Genomic DNA, 17,283 nt, shown 5'->3' on the forward strand with positions numbered 1-17,283 from the left:
CCGTTCCAAGCTTCAAACTCTCCATCCCGGTCGATGACCGTCCCCAGCAATGTCGCTGTATAAGGAGGACTCGCCGATGCGCGAGCAGAATAAGACCATCACCCGTCCCGGACACAGGGAAGACCAGATGGCAACCCAGCAAGGAAACCCGGCCCAAGGCACCACAAAGAAGCACCGTACTTTCCTCGGCTACCTTGCCTTGATGGGGCCGGCCTTCGTCGTCGGAGCCTGGCAGTTCGGCCCCGGTAACCTGACCACCGCCGTCCAGGCCGGCAGCCGCTTCGACTACAGCCTTGTGTGGGTCATCGCCGTCTCCACCATCCTGATGATCTTCTTTACCGATATGAGCGTCAGGCTCGGCATCGCCACACCCACGTCCCTGATCACGTCCATCAAGGACCACCTCGGCAAGTGGGTGGGCGTCCTGGCAGGCTTCGGCGTCTTCGGCATCACACTGATGTTCTCCGTCGGCAACGCTGTCGGCTCCGGGCTGGGACTTTCCCTTATTTTCGGCGGATCACCGGTGCTGTGGACCGTCGTCTGCACGGTCGCCGTCGGCTTCGTCCTTGCCTTCAGGAACGTCTACGGAATCGTCGAAAAAGCCCTCCTGGTCATCGTGGTCCTCATGGGCATCGCCTTCATCGCCAGCACCGTCGTCGCCCAGCCCGACTGGTACCGGTCCATGGAAGGCATGGTCCCGCAACTTCCCGCCGGGAGCGAGATCCTCATTGTCGCGCTCGTGGGCACCAACTTCTCCATCAACGCCGCCTTCTACACCTCCTACGGCATCAAGGAACACCGCCGCACCCGGGCCGACTACCGCGACATCACCCTCGTCGACACCATCCCCGGCATCGTCGCCCCCGGCATCATGACGGCCCTGGTCATCATGGTCGCCGCAGCAGTCCTCGGCAAAACCGGAGCCGAGGCCGGAACCATCAACGCCCTCGCGTCCATTTTCACGCCCCTGGCAGGCCCCGTCGGCGCGATGCTCTTTGCCCTCGGCCTCTCCGGTGCAGCCTTTTCATCCATGATCGCCAATGCCACTGCCGGCGGCACCATGCTCTCCGACGCCATGGGCCGCGGCGCCAAAGCAGGATCACCCGCTGCACGCATCGTCACCAGCATGATCCTTGCCTTCGGCCTGATCATCACCCTGTCATTCCAGTCCTCACCCGTGGCCCTGATCGTGATCGCCCAATCCCTCACAGTCCTCATCGCACCACTGCTGGGCGTCCTGATCGTCATCATGGCCAACAGGCGCACCGTCATGGGGGATCTCCGCAACAAGTGGTGGCACAATCTCTTCGGAGCCATCGGCCTCATCGCGATCATCGCCTCATCCATCAGGCTCATCACCACCCTGCTTGGCTAAGCACCCCGCGCCGAGCCGCAACATAAGGAGCGCCCCCTGCGCAAGCAGGGGGCGCTCCTTCGACTGTCAGGCTTCGTCCACCACGTCCGCCGGGTCCTTGTCCAGCCGCCAACCGCGCCACACCGGATGCCGAAGCCGGCCCGTCCCGGTCCATTCGCTGTACGTCACTTCACCCACCAGCTGAGGTGCTACCCAGTGCGCATCCGCCGCATCCTCACGGGGGACGTCCTGGAACGGGGAGGTTTTCCTGGCGAGCCGTTCCACGGTCTGCCGGAGTTCCGTCAGTTCTCGGAAACTGAAGCCGCTGCCCACCCTGCCCACATAGCGCAGGTCGCCTCCCTCCGGGATGCCCACCAGCAGCGAACCCACTGAGTCCCGGCGGGCGCCCTTGCCCGGCCGCCAGCCGCCCACCACCACCTCCTGGGTCTGGTCGAGCTTGAGCTTGATCCAGGTCCGCGTCCGCTGCCCGCTGACGTAGCGGCTGTCCGTGCGCTTCGCCATCACGCCCTCAAGGCCCAGTTCCTGCGCGCTTTCCAGGATGTGCTCCACCCGGTCTTCGAGCACAGTGGAAATATCCACCGGGCAGTCCGACGGGCTGAAGAACTCCTCCAGCCGGTGGCGCCGCGTGGCGAGGGGCAGCCTGCGAAGGTCCGTGCCGGCGTCGTACAGCAGGTCAAAAAGCATCAGCCGGACGGGGATGGCCTTGCGCGCTTTGGCGACGTCGCCGGGCCGGGTGAGTTTCATGCGCCCCTGAAGCAGTCCGAAGTCCGGCCTGCCTGAGGGCCCGACGGCGATGATCTCGCCGTCCGCGACGAACGGCTGGGGCGGCCAGCAGTTCCTGTCCGTGAATTCGGGGTAGGTCTTGGTGACGTCGTTTCCGTTGCGGCTGAAGATCCGCACTTCATCCTCGTCCGCAACGAGGATGGCGCGGACCCCGTCCCACTTGAGCTCGAACTGCCAGCTGCTGCCCTGCAGATCTGCTGTTGTCCCCGAGGTAGCCATCATGGGGCTGTAATCCTCGGGTGATGCGGAAGCGGCGGCTGAAGGGGGCGAAGAGGTTTCTTCGGCGTCTTGGTTGTCCTGCTCTTGGGAATCCTCCGGCTCCTCTGCCTGGACCGGCCTTGCGGCGGCAGGCGCCTCCTCGCCCACCTCCCCAGCCTCGTCTTCAGTTTCTTCGGGCCCGTCGTCCCGCGCCGGGGCATGGCGGTGCCGGCTGCTGCCATGGTCCTTGTCCATGAGGTGGATCAGCCACTGGCCTTCGGAGTCCCTGCCCTGCCCCCGGCCCGTATGGATCAGCGCGAACTTCCGGGTGCCGCCCAGGCCGCCGCCCTCCGAACCGGTGAGCGTCACGATGACTTCCCTGCCGTTGATCCACTTATGCAGTTCATAGGTGCCGGTGTCCCAGATGGTCATCTCACCGGCGCCATACTCCCCTTTGGGAATGGTGCCCTGGAAAGTGAGGTAGTCCAGCGGGTGGTCCTCTGTCTGGACGGCCAGGTGGTTTTTGCCGCCGGATTCCGGCACGCCCTTGGGCAGGGCCCAGGACACCAGGACGCCGTCGTGCTCGAGGCGGAGGTCGAAGTGAAGCCGGCTGGCGTGGTGCTCCTGGATAACGAAGGCGTCGCCGCTGCCGGCAGCGCCGGAGAAGGGCTCCGGCGTCTTCTGCGGGTCCCGCATGGAGCGGTACTTGCCCAGGCGGGGGTCGCCGTCGTGATGTTCGTTGCGTACCTCGGGGTCGCTGTCGGAGGCACCCACGACGGCGGCAAAGGGGTCCGTGCCCTCCTGCACCCGCTGCAGCACCTCCTGGTAGTCCAGGTGCGTCAGGCCCGGGGAGCCGATCTCCTGCCAGGTCCGGGGCGCGGCAACCATCGGGGTGGGACGGCCGCGGAGCGAGTAGGGCACGATGGTGGTTTTCGCCGCGTTGTTCTGGCTCCAGTCCACCAGCACCTTGCCCTTGCGCAGGGTCTTTTTCATGTCGCTGACCGCAAGATCCGGATGGTCGGCTTCCAGGGCGCGTGCCAGTTCGCGGGCAAAGGCCGAGATCTGATCCGAGGTCTGGCTCCGGTCCAGGGGTGCGTAGAGATGGATGCCTTTGCTGCCGCTGGTTACGGGGACGGGATCCAGGCCCACGTCCTCGAGGATTGAGCGGGCCAGGAGGGCCACTTCCACGCACTCCTCCAGGCCGGCGCCTTCACCGGGATCCAGGTCCAGGACAAGCCGGTCCGGATTCAGCTGGTTGCCGTGGGAGTCCACCTGCCACTGGGGAACGTGGATTTCCAGCGAGTTGATCTGGCCGAACCAGGTGAGTGTCGCGGGGTCGTTGACCATCGGATAGTGGATGGTCCGGTCCTTGTGGGTAATGGCGGCGCGCGGCAGCCAGCCGGGGGCGGAGTCCTCAAGGTTCTTTTGGAAGAACACCTCGCCGGGCTTCCCCGCGGTACCGACGCCATTAACCCACCGCTTCCTGGTGGCCGGCCTGTTGGCGGCAGCCGGGATCAGGACGTGTGCCACCGCCGCGTAGTAGGCGAGCACGTCCGCCTTGGTGGTGCCGGTCTCCGGGTAGATGACTTTGCCCAGGTTGGTGAGGGTCAATTCCCTGCCGGCAACCCGGACACGCTCCTTAGCTGCGGCCATGGGGCTTCACCTCCGGGGCTGCGTGATGTTGACTTAGGGAATGAGAGCCATCTGGAAAGGCGCTATCGCGTTCGGCCTGGTCAACGTGCCGGTGAAGGTCTATAGCGCAACCGAAGATCATGACATCAGTCTGCACCAGGTCCACAATGCCGACGGCGGCCGGATCCGCTACCAGCGCAGGTGCGAAGTGTGCAGCCAGGTCATCGATTATTCGGACATTGAAAAGGCCTTCGAGGAGGACGGCCGGACGGTGATCCTGTCCAAGGACGAGCTCAAGGCCATCCCGGCAGAGAACAGCCACGAGATCGAAGTGGTGCAGTTCGTCCCGTCCGAGCAGATTGAACCCATGATGTTCGAGAAGAGCTATTACCTGGAACCGGACTCCAAGTCGCCCAAGGCCTACGTGCTGCTGCGCCGGGCGCTGGAGGACACGGACCGGGTGGCCATCGTCCAGTTCGCCCTGCGGGAAAAGACGCGGCTGGGTGCCCTGCGGATCAAGGACGACGTCCTGGTGCTCCAATCCCTGCTCTGGCCGGACGAGGTGCGCGAAGCCAACTTCCCTTCCCTGGACGCCTCCATCAAGATCTCCGCGCAGGAACGCGACATGTCCGCGGCGCTCGTGGAGTCCATGGCGGCCGACTTTGATCCTGCGCACTTCACCGATGACTACCAGGTGCAGCTGCGCCAGCTCATTGAGGCCAAACTGGAGCAGGGCGACTCCCTGGATACCGAGGAAACCTTCGGCGTGGAAGCAGGCGAAGGCGGCAAGGGCGAAGTCATCGACCTGATGGAAGCCCTGAAGCGGAGCCTGGACCGGAAACGCGGGGGCGGGGCTGATGCCGCCGCCGATGCGGGTGGCGGGGACTCGGGCGATGAAGCCTCCGGTGATGACGAAGAGGCCAACAAGCCGGCGCGCAAGAGGGCCACCGCCAGCAAGTCCGCTGATTCCTCGTCGGGTGAGGGCAAGTCCGGCGCTGCGAAATCGACGGCCGCGAAGACCAGCACGGCGAAGACCAGCACAGCGAAGGCGAGTACGGCAAAATCCAACGCAGCCAAGGCCGGCACAGCAAAGTCCACGGCGGACAAATCCACGGCGGCGAAGTCCACGGCGGCCAAGTCCACTGCCAAACCGGCCGCCAAAACCACCACCAGCAAGGCAACGGGCACCAGGGCGCGCAAGCCGGCGTGAGGGTCCGTGGCCGGCGGCGTCTGTTCCCGGGGTTAATGCCATGACTACGAAACTACTAAGCTTGCTTGCTTTTCGGTAGCCGGCACCGGTTCATCAGCGGTCTGCCTGCGCGGCCTTGCGCAGATGGCTGCCCTACGGTTGCTCTCTTTACAGCCGGGTTCGGCGAGTTCACAATGAGTCGCATCGCAGCCTCCGCTGTGGCCGCAGCGCGCTGTTCACTCACTGACGAACCATCACAGTAGAGAGGCACAGTCATGGACGACCAAACAGATGTCCTCGAGGCGGACCGGGCGCTCAAGCAGAAGCATCGCGCCATGTGGGCGTCGGGAGACTATCCCGCGCTGGCGAGCGAGCTGCTCCTCGAGCTCGGCGCCATCCTGGTGGAAGCGTGCGGCGTCACGTCCCGCCAGCGGGTCCTTGACATCGCCACCGGAGCCGGAAACGCTGCCATCCCCGCCGCCATGATGGGTGCGAAGGTTGTGGCGAGCGATCTCACCCCGGAACTGTTCGACGCCGGCCGCCACCAGGCTGCGGACCGCGGCGTGGAGCTGGAATGGAAAGAAGGGGACGCGGAGGCGCTGCCTTTCGCTGACGACGAGTTCGATACGGTGATGTCCTGCCTCGGCGTGATGTTCGCGCCCCATCACCAGCTGGCAGCCGACGAGCTCCTGCGGGTGTGCAAGCCGGGTGGCACCATCGGACTTCTCAGCTGGACACCTGAAGGCTTCATCGGCAGGATGTTCGCCGCCCTGAAGCCGTTTGCCCCGCCACCGCCACCGGGTGCCCAGCCGGCACCCCTGTGGGGGAGCGAGGACCACCTCCGCCAACTCTTTGGTGACAGGATCGCCGAAACCAACGCCAGGAAAAAGACTTTGGCGGTGCACAGTTTCCACCAGCCGGAGGACTTCGTGCGCTACTTCAAGTCCCACTACGGCCCCACCATCTCGGTGTACAAGTTCATCGCCGAGGACGCGGACAAGGTCAAGGAGTTGGACAAGGCGCTGACGGACCTGGCCGAGTCCTTTGGCGACGCCCATGGTGACACCCCATTCCAGATGGAGTGGGAGTACCTGCTGTTTACCGCCAAAAAGGCCAAGGGTAATGCCGGGTGATTATGTCGCCACGTCCTCGGTGACTGTCGAAGCGCCGCCCGCCAGGGTGTGGGTGTCACCCACGCAACCAGGTAGCGCTGAGTGTCGTTATGGGCACCCAAAACGACAGTTAGCGCTACCTGCTTGGGTAGGAGAGGGGAGCGCTTAAACGCAACAGCCGCCGTCGGGCTTCCCCCAGGGAGGGAAAGTCCGACGGCGGCCGCTGCTTAGCTGCGGTGCTGCTACTCGGCGTCGTGATCCGTTTCGAGGATCTGCACCAGGTGGTCCAGGGCGGTGTCAGCGCCGTCGCCTTCGGCGCGGAGGACCACCACGTCCCCGTGTGAGGCGCCCAGGCTCATGAGGGAGAGGATGCTGGCGGCATCCATGGCCTCATCGGCCGGTTCGCCTTCGCGGGCGATGGTGATGTCCAGGTCGTATTCTCCTGCTGCCTCGGCAAAGATGGCGGCGGGGCGGGCGTGCAGGCCCACACGGCTGGCGACGGTTGCTGTGCGTTCTGGCATTTTTGCTCCTTTGTCTTCCGGGCGGCTGGCGTTCAGCGCCGGACAGGTAGTGGGTGAGGCAGGTCAGACCGTTGCTGGAACGGTCTCCACCGTAGCAGCGCTCTTGGGGGCAGCCCAACGCTTCAGGGCCACCACGGCCAGCGCGCTGACAATGGTTCCGGCGATGATCGAGAGGACGAACATCAGCACGTTGCCGATGGCGAAGAACACGAAGATACCGCCATGGGGTGCCTGCGACGTGACTCCGAAGGCCATGCTTAGCGCGCCGGTGAGGGCACCGCCCAGCATGCTTGCAGGGATGACGCGCAGCGGGTCGGCTGCGGCGAACGGGATGGCACCTTCGGAGATGAAAGACGCACCGAGCAGCCACGCCGCTTTGCCGTTTTCACGCTCGGCCAGGCTGAAGAGCTTCTTGTCCAGGACTGTCGCCAGGGCCATCGCCAGTGGCGGGACCATACCCGCTGCCATAACGGTTGCCATGATCTGCCACGGCGCCTGGTTGGTGGCGCTGCCGGCGCCAAGGCCTGCGACAGCGAAGGCGTAAGCCACCTTGTTGACCGGGCCGCCCAGGTCGAAGCACATCATCAGGCCGAGGATAATTCCCAGGACGACGGCGGACGCACCGGTCATACCGGAAAGCCAGCCGTTGAGGGCCAGCGTCAGGCCGGCGATGGGGCCGCCCAGGAACAGGAACATGGCACCAGAAGCAACGATGGAAGCAAGCAGCGGGATGATGACGACGGGCATCAGGCCGCGCAACCACCGCGGGACGCTCCAACTGCCGATCACGTGGGCGATGTAACCGGCCAGCAAACCACCCACGATGCCGCCGAGGAAGCCGGCGCCCATGAAGCCAGCAACCGCGCCGGCGACAAAGCCGGGTGCGATGCCAGGACGGTCCGCGATGGCGTAGGCGATGTAACCTGCCAGTGCGGGGACCAGGAAGCCCATGGACAGTGCGCCGATCTTGAACAGGACCGTGCCCAAATACAGAGCCAGGTTTCCGTCGGGAAGGTTGAAGAGGGTGTTAGCCGCCAATATGTCATTGGCTTTCGTGCCCAGTGCAATGTCGAATCCCGCCAGCAGGAAGCCGAGGGCGATCAGCAGGCCGCCGCCGGCAACAAACGGAATCATGTAGCTGACGCCGGTGAGGAGTGCGCGCTTCAGCTTCTGGCCGATGTGCTCGCCCTTTTCCTCGGCGTCGTGCTCGGCCTGTTCCTCGGCACCGAAGTGCGGGACGCGGCGGGCGTGCGGGTTGTCCGCGGCGGCCAGAGCTTCCTGGACCATCTTGGCGGGCTCGTCGATGCCGCGCTTGACCGGAGCGTTGATGACCGGCTTGCCGGCAAAGCGTTCCTTGCCGCGCACGTCCACGTCCACCGCGAAGATGACGGCGTCGGCTGCGGCGATAACGGCGGGATCCAGTGGCTTGGCGCCGGAGGAACCCTGGGTTTCCACCTGCAGGTCAACGCCGGCTTCCTGGGCAGCGGCGACGAGGGAGTCGGCTGCCATGTAGGTGTGGGCGATGCCGGTGGGGCAAGCTGTTACGGCGACAAGGCGCTTGGGTCCCCGGGCGGCGGAGCCGTCTGAACCTGCCCCGGCTACTGCGGAGGCTCCGGACTGCCCGGAAGCGTTCAGGGTACCGCCCGCAGAAACGCCTGCCGAAACCGGCGCTGCATGGGCGGCCGGCTTGTCAGCGAGCGCGCCGTCCACCAGTTCCACGATCTCCTCGCGCGAGGAGGCGTTGCGCAGGGCGGCGGTGAAGTCCTTCTTGATCAGGGACCGGGCGAGCTTGGACAGCAGCTTGAGGTGCTCCTGGTCCGCGCCGTCCGGGGCTGCGATGAAGAAGATCAGGTCCGCCGGGCCGTCCTTGGCGCCGAAGTCCACCTTGGGGTTGAGGCGGGCCATGGCCAGGGTCGGTTCCGTTACTGCGGCGGAGCGGCAGTGCGGGATGGCAATCCCGCCGGGGATGCCCGTGGCGGTTTTCTGCTCGCGGGCGTAGGCATCGGCGAAGAGGCCTTCAACTTCTGTTGCGCGTCCGGCGGCAGCTACCTTGCTTGCCAGGTGCCGGATCACCGCCTCGGGCGCGTTGCCCAGGTTCTGGTCGAGCTCGACCAGTTCCGTGGTGATGAGCTGGGTCACTGTCAATCCTTTCGAAGGGCCGTGATGGTTACGGCATCCGGGGTGGTTTGGTGAACTGCCGGAACTGTGGAACCGGGCAGGGAGGCGGCAGCGGCACCATGGGCCACGGCCTGACGAAGGCAATCGGCCGGGGCAGCGCCCTGGCCATGGGCGAGCAGGTAGCCGGCCAGGGCTGAATCGCCCGCACCGACCGTACTGACCGCGGCGACCGGCGGGTGCGTGGCCAGCCACGCGCCGTCGGCCGTTACCAGGACAGCTCCCTTGGATCCGAGAGTTGCCAGCACAGCACCCACACCGGAACGTACGACGGCGGCGGCTGCTGCTGCGGCAGCAGCCGGGTCCGCTTCCAGTTCGTTAGCGGTGGCCGGGGAGGCGAAGCCGGCTGCAGCAGCCAGTTCCGCGAGTTCTTCGGCGTTGGGTTTAAGGAGGTCCGGTTTTCCCGAACCATCGCCTGCCGCGTCGCTGGAGACGGCGGCGGCAAGAGGGGCGCCGGAGGAGTCCACGGCGATCTGCGGGGCGTTTCCGTTTTCCGCGGAGCGGAGCCGGCGGGCCACGGTGGCGTAGAAGTCTGCGGGGAACCCCGGCGGAAGCGAGCCGGCAAGGACCACCCAGCTGGCACCGCGGGAGCTCTCGAGCAGCAGCTTCATCAGGGCTTCCTGCTGGTCGGCGTCGAGCAGCGGTCCGGGCTCGTTGATCTTGGTGGTGACTCCGCCGGGTTCAGTGAGCGCAACGTTGGTGCGGAGCGGCTCATTGATGGGGAGGGAAACGAAGGGGACTCCGCTTTCGCGCAGGCCGGCCAGGACGGGGTCGCTGTCCGCGCCGGGCAGGACGGCCACGGATTCCAGGCCGGAGGCCACCAGTGCGCGGGAAACGTTGACGCCCTTGCCGCCGGATTCCTGGCTGACGGAGACTGCGCGCTGCACTTCGCCCCGTTCGAGGGGGCCGGGGAGCGCCACGGTCCGGTCGAGGCTGGGATTGGCTGTGAAGGTGACGATCATGCGATCACCACATCTACGCCGGCTTCTTCCAGGGCGGCTGCGAGTTCCGGGCCGGGTTCGCTGTCTGTAATCAAGGTGTCCAGATCTTTCAGGGTGGCGAACTGGACCAGGGTTTCCGTGTCCAGCTTGGAGGAATCGGCCAGCACCACAATGCGGCGGGCCGAACGGACAAAAGCTGCCTTGACGGCCGCTTCTTCGGGATCGGGCGTGCTGAGGCCGAATTCCGGGTGGATGCCGTTGGTGCCAATGAAGGCGATGTCCGGCCGGAGCCTGCCGGCCGCGTCCACAGTTGCCTGGCCCACGGCAACCTGGGTGATGCCGCGCACGCGGCCGCCAAGGATCTCCAGGGCGATGCCGGGAACGCTGGAAAGCTTGCCGGCGATGGGGACCGCATGGGTGATGGCCACCAGTTCCGCCCGCGGTTCTGCGCCGTCAGCACGCTCGACGGCGGTTCGCCGGGAGAGCAGGTCCGCCAGCACTTCGGTGGTGGTGCCGCCGTCGATGAGGACGCTGCCGGGGGAGTTGCGGGGGATCAATGCCAGGGCAGCCTCGGCGATCCGGATCTTTTGGTCGGGCCGCTGGATGGCCCGTTCGTTGACGCTTTCCTCCGTGGTGCTGAAGCGGTCTGCCGCCACGGCCCCGCCGTGCACGCGCCGGACGGTACCGGCGTTTTCCAGGGTGGCAAGGTCCCGGCGGACGGTTTCGGTGGTGATGCGGAAGCGTTCGGCCAGGAGGGTCACGCTGACGCGGCCGGTGCCGGCTACAAGCTCGGCGATCTTTTGCTGGCGCTCCTCGGCGAACACATACCCTCCGTTGCGTAAGGCTTGATTTAATCGGCTGTTGATGGTGCTGCTTCTCATGATTGGGAGCGCCCGCTGCTGCGTGACTGGCATCACATGATGTTGTGTTACTTGACTTTATCTTTGCTTGTGTTGGTTTGTCAATGGAAATCCACATGAAACAAAATGCTCCAGGATTTCAGCTCTCCCGCTGCAGCGTCCCGCCGTCCCGGCCCTGCAGTTGGACAAGAACGCAGGGGACAAGAAAGCCGGGCCGGACCGCAATGGTCCGGCCCGGCTTTAGCGGGTCACGATGCTTCCTTCTGCCCGGCTACAGTCCGCCGTCGCGGCTTTCATTCCGGGTGATGCGCTCTCCGGTGTTGGGGTCCACCACCGAGCGGCTCTCGCTGATGCGCCGGCTGCGGCCGGGGGACGCGAGTATGAGTGAGGCGATGAGGCCGATCACGCCGACGGCCATCAGGATGTAACCGACCAGCACCTGGTCGACGGCGGGTATAAGGCCTGGAGCGACCGCCCACGCGAGGATGGCGCCGAGGGCGATGAGGAAGATGGAGGATCCGATTCTCATGACGTGCTCCTTGTGGTGGCTGGCGGGCCTGTTCATGGCCCGTTGAGGGTTGCTAAGCATGCTTCCCGTTAAGCGTCACGCTACAGCCCCACGTTGCGGTATTCAATGACTGGGGTGGGGTAGTTGGTGGTGGCGTGACGCGGGGCAGGTGTGACGCAAGTGATTAGGGGTTCCGGTTGCGGCTGGTTCCTAACCTGCCTCGTTAGGCTGATTTGATGGAAACAGTTGTGTGGTCCAAGCCGGAGGACGAGCGGGCGGGTACTCCGTTGCTGGTGATGATGCATGGCTACGGCACGGACGAGTCCCGTATGGTCCGGCTCTTCGAGTACCTGCCGGCGGAATTTACCTGCGCGGCCCTGCGGGCCCCGATGCCCATCGGCGACCACTTTGGCTGGTTCCTGTTGGACTACTTCCTGGCCAATGACTTCGCCGACGTCATCAAAGCCTCCAGTGCCGTCCAGGCGTGGATCAACAGCGTCAAGGGCCAGCACAGCAGCGTCAGCCTGCTGGGCTACTCACAGGGCATGGCGATGGCCAGCACGCTGCTGCGCCTCCACCCCAAGGACTATGTGGCCGTGGTGGGGCTTTCCGGTTTTGTGCTCGAGAATGAGTTGCTGTCCCTCACCGAATCGTTTGATACCAGGCCGCCATTCTTCTGGGGACGGGACAAGGCCGACCTCGTCATCAACGAAGACGCCATCGCGTACACCGAGGAGTGGCTCCGGAACAACACCCTCCTTACCGCCAGGACCTACCCGGGCATGGGGCATGCGATGTCCAAGACGGAGATGGTGGACGTGAGTGCCTTCCTGCGCCATTACGTGCTGAGGCCCAAAGCGGCCGTTGGAGCGTAGGCAGGCTGGGTTATGCCCAGCGCGCCAACCCCGCTGGGCCGTGAAGCGCGTCACAGTTTGACGGAACGAAAAAACAGTTGCCAGCCAAATTTGTAAGCGCTTACACTCGTCTTCGGCCGTTATTGCGGCCTTGAACTGGGCGGACAAGGAGATCAACGCGGTGCGGACGGTTTGCTGTGGCCTCAAACGGTCAGCTGCCCTGACTTTCGCAGTCCCGGTTGAATGCTCCAACGGTTTGTGCAATGGCGCATTTCACGTTCATGATGGAATACAACGATCAGCTAGCTTACGGGCCCCGGCAATCTCCATGCCGGCAGTCGCCTGCCGCTCCTGCGGATCGTCCGGGCATCGAGGCCTCCACACTCCCAAAGCATCCTGCCTTCGAGGCTGCCCGCGTCCGGAAAGGACAACCCACCGCTGATGACTGAAAACATGGCTGCAGAACAAGTAACCGCGGAACTCTCTGCCTGGACCGGCGCCTCTGCCATCCTCTTCGACCTGGACGGGGTGCTGACCCCCACGGCCACCGTCCATGAGCGGGCGTGGCAGGAACTGTTCGAAAGCTACCTCGCGTCGCAGCCGCGGGTCGCCGGCTACAGCGAAAGCGACTACTTCGACCACATTGACGGTAAGCCGCGCTTCGATGGCGTCCGGGACTTCCTGGCCTCGCGCGGGATCGTGCTTCCGGAAGGGCCCACCGACGACGACCCCGCCAACATCACGGTGCAGGGCCTGGGCAACCGGAAGAACCGGATCTTCAACGACATCGTCAGCGCCGGCGTCGAGCCCTTCGAGGGCTCCGTGCGGTTCCTCCAGGCCGCGCTTGACCGCGGACTGAAGGTCGCCGTCGTCTCTTCCTCCCGCAACGCTCCCGCTGTCCTGGCGGCCGCCGGACTCAGCCGCCACTTCGAGGTGGTGGTGGACGGCGTGGTGGCAGCCAGGGAAGGCCTGCCCGGCAAACCCAGCCCCGCCACCTACCAGTACGCCGCCCGCCTGCTGGACCTGCCCTCCCGCGAATGCGTGGTGGTCGAGGATGCAGTCTCCGGTGTACAGGCCGGAAACGCCGGCACATTCCACTCTGTTGTGGGAGTGGACCGCGGCGCCGGACGGCAGACGCTTCTCGAGGCCGGGGCCACCGTGGTGGTCAATGACCTCGACGAGCTCCTCTAGCCGCACCGTGCCGGGTGGCGTCCCCCAATCCCGCCGCCGGAACACAACGAATCACCTAAGCAAGCAATAAGCAGCACCCCCAGCTGCCACACTCCCCATCGGCACGCCTGCCCGGCCCACCCGGCAGCACGGCCACAGCACAAGGACCCCAACATCATGGCTCTGATCTCCGCGGACCGCGAAAGGTTCCCGAACACACCCTGGCAGCTCGTGGAAACACGCCATGAACAGGGCCGCGAAGGGACGCTGGAAACACTCTTCGCCCTTGGTAACGGGCATCTGGGAATCCGTGGTGCCCACTGGGCGGCAGCCGATTCTGACCTGCCGGGCAGCTTCATCAACGGCCTGCACGAGATCTGGGACATCAAGCATGCCGAAAACGCCTTCGGCTTCGCCCGCACGGGCCAGCGCATCCTGTACATCCCGGACGTCAACAACTTCGCCGTTATTGTCGACGGCGAAGCCCTCAGCCTGGCCGAATCCGAGGTGCTGGACTACCGGCGCTCCGTTGATTTCTCCAAAGGCGTCTACGAATGCCGGATCACCTGGCAGTGCCGCTCCGGCGCCGCCGTCACCACAACCGAGCGGCGTGCCGTCGGATTCGCTTCCCGGGGAACGCTTGGCATCTCGCTGGACGTGGCCACGGACCGCGACGTGTCCCTGGACGTCACCTCCTCAGTGATCAACCGCCAGGACCAGCCGGTGGAAGACCATTCCGCCCACGATCCGCGGCGGGCGGGCCGCCACGCCGGACGCGTGCTGCTGCCCGTGCGGCTGGACGGCGGGGACGGTTCCCTCCGGCTGGCCTGGGAGGCCGCCGAATCCAAGCAACGGATCGGCGTCGCGGTAGACCACTGGACGTCCGCGGGGCATCAACCGTTCGACACCCTGGTGGACCAGGATGACAGCAGCGTCCGCTACGTCCTGGCCGTCAGCGCCGATGAGCCGTTCCGGCTGGAAAAGAGCGTCAGCTACGCGGCCGGCCCCGCCGTCCAGGACCCCGCAATTGACGCCGCCGGCGTAGCAGAGGGAAACCTGCGTCCGGTCCAGGACATCTTCGCCGAAAGCGAAGCGCACTATCGGGACTATTGGGCCACCGCGGACATCGTGGTGGCAGGCCAGCCCGAATTGCAGCAGGCCATCAGGTGGAACCAGTTCCAGCTTGTGCAGGCAACGGCCCGTGCGGATGTTGCCGGGATTCCCGCGAAGGGAGTCACGGGGTCAGGCTACGAGGGCCACTATTTCTGGGACCAGGAGGTCTACCTCCTGCCGTACCTGACCTACACCAATCCGGACGGCGCCCGCCAGGTCCTGGAGTACCGCCACGCCATCCTCCCCGAGGCCAAGATCCGCGCCAAGGAACTCAGCGTGGACGGCGCGCTGTTCCCGTGGCGCACCATCAACGGACTCGAGGCCAGCGCCTACTATGCCGCCGGTACGGCCCAGTTCCACATTGCCGCCGCCATCGCCTTTGCCACGAATAGGTACGTCTGGGCCACGGGGGACACCGCGTTCGGTGACGGGATGGGCGCTGAATTGCTCATTGAAACCGCACGCATGTGGATCTCGCTGGGCTTCTTCGGCAAGGACGGGCTCTTCCATATCCACGGCGTTACCGGGCCGGACGAATACACGGCCGTGGTCAACGACAACCTCTACACAAACGTCATGGCGCGCTTCAACCTGCGTGCTGCTGCTGCCTTGGAACATGCCGGCATCAGCCTGGAAGAGCGGCAGCTGTGGGAGGCGGCGGCCAACCGCATGCAGCTGCCGTTCGACGACCGCATGCAGGTCCATTCGCAGGACAACGACTTCATGACCCTGGAGCCCTGGGACTGGACCACGCCCCGGTCCAAGTACCCCCTGCTGCTGCATTTCCACCCGCTGGTGATCTACCGCCACCAGGTCCTGAAGCAGGCGGACACCGTCCTGGCGATGTTCCTGCAGTGGCAGGATTTCACCGCAGAGGAAAAGCAGCGTGCCTTCGACTTCTACGATCCGCTGACGACGGGCGATTCGACACTTTCCGCCTGCGTCCAGGGCATCATGGCGGCCGAGGTGGGGTACTCCCGCGAAGCTCTTGAGCACTTCACCAACGCCGTGTTCATCGACCTTGATGACACGCACGGCAACACCATCGACGGTGTGCATATCGCCTCCACCGGCGGCGTCTGGAGCTCGCTCGTCTGCGGGTTCGCCGGCCTCCGGGACCAGGGCCCGGTCCCGTACTTCGATCCCCGGCTGCCCGCTGAGTGGGAAGGCCTGACGTTCCACCTTAAAATCCGCGGCCGCCTGCTGCTGGTTGAGCTCGTCGCCGGTGCCATCACCCTGACGGTCGAGGAAGGCGAGGCACTGGAGGTGGACGTCCGCGGCCAGCGGCTCAGCGTGGGTGCGGAGCCGGTGCGGGTAGCGCTCGAACCGGTGCCGGAACCCGAACCCACCGTGTTCCCCAGCGGACATCCGACGGCAAGCATCCCCGTGGTGCGCGCCAACAACTGAGCCCCGCGGGTATCGGCCGAGCGGCCACCTGCGGCCGCTCGCCGACACCTGCCTGCTGACGCTTCGGCAGCTAGTCTCCGGCCGCCGTCGAACGTTCCACAACAGGAGCCCCGTCCAGCGGGTGGGCCAGTTCGTCGTCGGCCATCCGCGCCACCATCATGGCGATGACTGCCATGATGGGGCACACAACGCCGGCCACCAGGAAGATCAGCCAGATTGGCAGAACCTCGGCGGCCGGCCCGGCCAGGGCCATGGACACCGGCATGAGGGCGAGCGACACAAAGAAGTCCAGGCTGGAGACCCGGCCCAAAAGGTGGGGCGGGACGCGCCGCTGCAGCAGCGTGCCCCAGATGACCATGCCCACGCTGCCGGTGGCGCCCCAGATGAACAGCGAAGCCGCCATCACCCAGAAGTTGTCCATAAGCCCGACGGCGGCCAGTGGCAGGCTGCCGATTCCCCACGACACCATCATCACCGTGAGATAGCGCCGGGGCAGCCTTAATGATGCCGTGAACAGCGAGCCTAAGGCCGCGCCCACACCCATCACGGCGAGGAGGAAGCCGAACATGCGGGAGTCGCCGCCAAGCTGGTCGCGCACCACGAACGGCAGCAGGACCTCGATGGGCCCGATGAGGAACAGGACCGAGATGCACGCCCACAGCAGGGTCCACAGCAGCCACGGGGTGCGCAGCGTATAAATGACACCCTCGCGCAGGTCCTGGAAGAAGGACGATTTGCCGCGTTCTGCTCCTGCAGGGTGGGAACCGTCTTCGGCCCCGTTGACGGGCGCGTCCAGCGAGTGCTGGCCCAGGAAGTTGAGGACGATGAAGGCCGAGAGGTGGCAGACGGCCACTGCCGTTACGGCATGCGACGGCGAGAGGGCGGCCACAACGATGCCGGCCACGGCAGGACCGGCGGCCTGCTGGAGTACCGGCCGCATGGAACCCTCCACCCCGTTTGCTGCCAGCAGGTCCTCCGCAGGCAGGATGCGCGGCAGGATGGCCGAATAGGCGGGGAAGAAGAACGCCGCCCCCACGCCCAGCACAAAGGCGCCCACAGCAAGATGCCAGAGTTGCAGCCACCCGGCCATGGCGAGCCCGCTGATGGCGGCGATGACGGCGAGGTTGGCTCCCTCCACGGCAATAATCAGGCGCCGCTGCGGAATCCGGTCGGCGGCGATCCCGCCGGCCAGCAGGAAGGCCACCAGGCCAACACTTCCGGCAGCGGCCACCACTGATAGCTCCAGCGGTCCGCCGCCCAGATGGATCACCTGGTAGACCATCGCGACGGCCCACATCCCTGAACCGAAAATGGAGATGGCCAGCGCCGAAATCAATACCCGGTACTCACGATGGGCAAAGGGCCGCAGGGCTTTGGGGGCGGGCATAGGGTAAGTCTAGGCTTTGGACGGATACCCGGACAGCCGGGCAGCTACCCCCAACTTC

13 protein-coding genes are annotated in these 17,283 nt (G+C 65.5%); 6 read left to right on the top strand and 7 right to left on the bottom strand.

Annotation, left to right across the window (positions count from 1 at the left end):
- Window positions 1–76 precede the first annotated feature (76 nt).
- Window positions 77–1,375 carry an Nramp family divalent metal transporter gene (locus M8J71_RS19090; RefSeq protein WP_256249380.1) on the top strand — a complete coding sequence of 433 codons (1,299 nt, stop codon included), beginning with the start codon at window positions 77–79 and terminating at the stop codon, window positions 1,373–1,375.
- Between the two features lie 66 nt (window positions 1,376–1,441).
- Here M8J71_RS19090 and M8J71_RS19095 read toward each other — a convergent pair whose 3' ends face one another.
- On the bottom strand, window positions 1,442–4,009 hold the full coding sequence (locus M8J71_RS19095) for an ATP-dependent DNA ligase (protein ID WP_256249381.1): 2,568 nt from the start codon (window positions 4,007–4,009) through the stop codon (window positions 1,442–1,444).
- Window positions 4,010–4,049: 40 nt separating this feature from the next.
- On the opposite strand from M8J71_RS19095, the gene ku reads away from it, so the two are divergent.
- Both ku and M8J71_RS19105 read left to right on the top strand, forming a co-directional pair.
- Window positions 4,050–5,198: a non-homologous end joining protein Ku gene (ku, locus tag M8J71_RS19100; RefSeq protein WP_256249382.1), complete on the top strand. Its 1,149-nt coding sequence runs from the start codon at window positions 4,050–4,052 to the stop codon at window positions 5,196–5,198.
- 254 nt (window positions 5,199–5,452) lie between these two features.
- Entirely contained in the window at window positions 5,453–6,310 is an 858-nt protein-coding gene (locus M8J71_RS19105) for a class I SAM-dependent methyltransferase (RefSeq protein WP_256249383.1), read from the top strand.
- A 221-nt stretch (window positions 6,311–6,531) separates the two neighbouring features.
- On the opposite strand, the gene M8J71_RS19110 is transcribed toward M8J71_RS19105, so the two are convergent.
- The 5 genes from M8J71_RS19110 to M8J71_RS19130 form a co-directional block, all read right to left on the bottom strand.
- Entirely contained in the window at window positions 6,532–6,810 is a 279-nt protein-coding gene (locus M8J71_RS19110; protein WP_013599585.1) for an HPr family phosphocarrier protein, read from the bottom strand.
- Window positions 6,811–6,873: 63 nt separating this feature from the next.
- The gene (locus M8J71_RS19115; RefSeq protein ID WP_256249384.1) at window positions 6,874–8,949 is read right to left on the bottom strand and encodes a PTS fructose transporter subunit IIABC; all 2,076 of its coding nucleotides are present in this window, start codon (window positions 8,947–8,949) and stop codon (window positions 6,874–6,876) included.
- 2 nt (window positions 8,950–8,951) lie between these two features.
- Window positions 8,952–9,947 (bottom strand): 1-phosphofructokinase family hexose kinase, encoded by a 996-nt coding sequence (locus tag M8J71_RS19120; protein WP_256249385.1) that lies wholly within the window; start codon window positions 9,945–9,947, stop codon window positions 8,952–8,954.
- A complete protein-coding gene (locus M8J71_RS19125) occupies window positions 9,944–10,750 on the bottom strand; it encodes a DeoR/GlpR family DNA-binding transcription regulator (RefSeq protein WP_256249386.1) in 807 nt (268 codons plus the stop codon). Before M8J71_RS19125 ends, M8J71_RS19120 begins: the two co-directional genes overlap by 4 nt.
- 307 nt (window positions 10,751–11,057) lie before the next feature.
- On the bottom strand, window positions 11,058–11,315 hold the full coding sequence (locus M8J71_RS19130) for a DUF6458 family protein (RefSeq protein ID WP_256249387.1): 258 nt from the start codon (window positions 11,313–11,315) through the stop codon (window positions 11,058–11,060).
- A 215-nt stretch (window positions 11,316–11,530) separates the two neighbouring features.
- Here M8J71_RS19130 and M8J71_RS19135 point away from each other — a divergent pair, with 215 nt between their 5' ends.
- The 3 genes from M8J71_RS19135 (at window position 11,531) to M8J71_RS19145 (ending at window position 15,838) form a co-directional block, all read left to right on the top strand.
- Window positions 11,531–12,169: an alpha/beta hydrolase gene (locus M8J71_RS19135; protein ID WP_256249388.1), complete on the top strand. Its 639-nt coding sequence runs from the start codon at window positions 11,531–11,533 to the stop codon at window positions 12,167–12,169.
- A gap of 420 nt (window positions 12,170–12,589) precedes the next feature.
- The gene (locus tag M8J71_RS19140) at window positions 12,590–13,339 is read left to right on the top strand and encodes an HAD family hydrolase (protein WP_256249389.1); all 750 of its coding nucleotides are present in this window, start codon (window positions 12,590–12,592) and stop codon (window positions 13,337–13,339) included.
- 156 nt (window positions 13,340–13,495) lie between these two features.
- Complete coding sequence (locus M8J71_RS19145) at window positions 13,496–15,838, top strand: glycoside hydrolase family 65 protein (protein WP_256249390.1); 2,343 nt, start codon at window positions 13,496–13,498, stop codon at window positions 15,836–15,838.
- A gap of 70 nt (window positions 15,839–15,908) precedes the next feature.
- Here the strand turns inward: M8J71_RS19145 and M8J71_RS19150 are convergent, their stop codons facing one another.
- Window positions 15,909–17,225, bottom strand: a complete 1,317-nt coding sequence (locus M8J71_RS19150) for an MFS transporter (RefSeq protein WP_256249391.1) — start codon at window positions 17,223–17,225, stop codon at window positions 15,909–15,911.
- Window positions 17,226–17,283 lie beyond the last annotated feature (58 nt).

This window comes from Pseudarthrobacter sp. R1 (assembly GCF_024494415.1).
In the GTDB taxonomy this organism is placed as follows: Bacteria; Actinomycetota; Actinomycetes; order Actinomycetales; family Micrococcaceae; genus Arthrobacter.

Bases quoted from the DNA above. Each gene is read 5' to 3' on its own strand.
- M8J71_RS19090 (WP_256249380.1), top strand. From the start codon at position 77: ATGCGCGAGCAGAATAAGACCATCACCCGTCCCGGACACAGGGAAGAC.
- M8J71_RS19095 (WP_256249381.1), bottom strand. From the start codon at position 4,009: ATGGCCGCAGCTAAGGAGCGTGTCCGGGTTGCCGGCAGGGAATTGACC.
- ku (WP_256249382.1), top strand. From the start codon at position 4,050: ATGAGAGCCATCTGGAAAGGCGCTATCGCGTTCGGCCTGGTCAACGTG.
- M8J71_RS19105 (WP_256249383.1), top strand. From the start codon at position 5,453: ATGGACGACCAAACAGATGTCCTCGAGGCGGACCGGGCGCTCAAGCAG.
- M8J71_RS19110 (WP_013599585.1), bottom strand. From the start codon at position 6,810: ATGCCAGAACGCACAGCAACCGTCGCCAGCCGTGTGGGCCTGCACGCC.
- M8J71_RS19120 (WP_256249385.1), bottom strand. From the start codon at position 9,947: ATGATCGTCACCTTCACAGCCAATCCCAGCCTCGACCGGACCGTGGCG.
- M8J71_RS19130 (WP_256249387.1), bottom strand. From the start codon at position 11,315: ATGAGAATCGGATCCTCCATCTTCCTCATCGCCCTCGGCGCCATCCTC.
- M8J71_RS19135 (WP_256249388.1), top strand. From the start codon at position 11,531: ATGGAAACAGTTGTGTGGTCCAAGCCGGAGGACGAGCGGGCGGGTACT.
- M8J71_RS19140 (WP_256249389.1), top strand. From the start codon at position 12,590: ATGACTGAAAACATGGCTGCAGAACAAGTAACCGCGGAACTCTCTGCC.
- M8J71_RS19145 (WP_256249390.1), top strand. From the start codon at position 13,496: ATGGCTCTGATCTCCGCGGACCGCGAAAGGTTCCCGAACACACCCTGG.
- M8J71_RS19150 (WP_256249391.1), bottom strand. From the start codon at position 17,225: ATGCCCGCCCCCAAAGCCCTGCGGCCCTTTGCCCATCGTGAGTACCGG.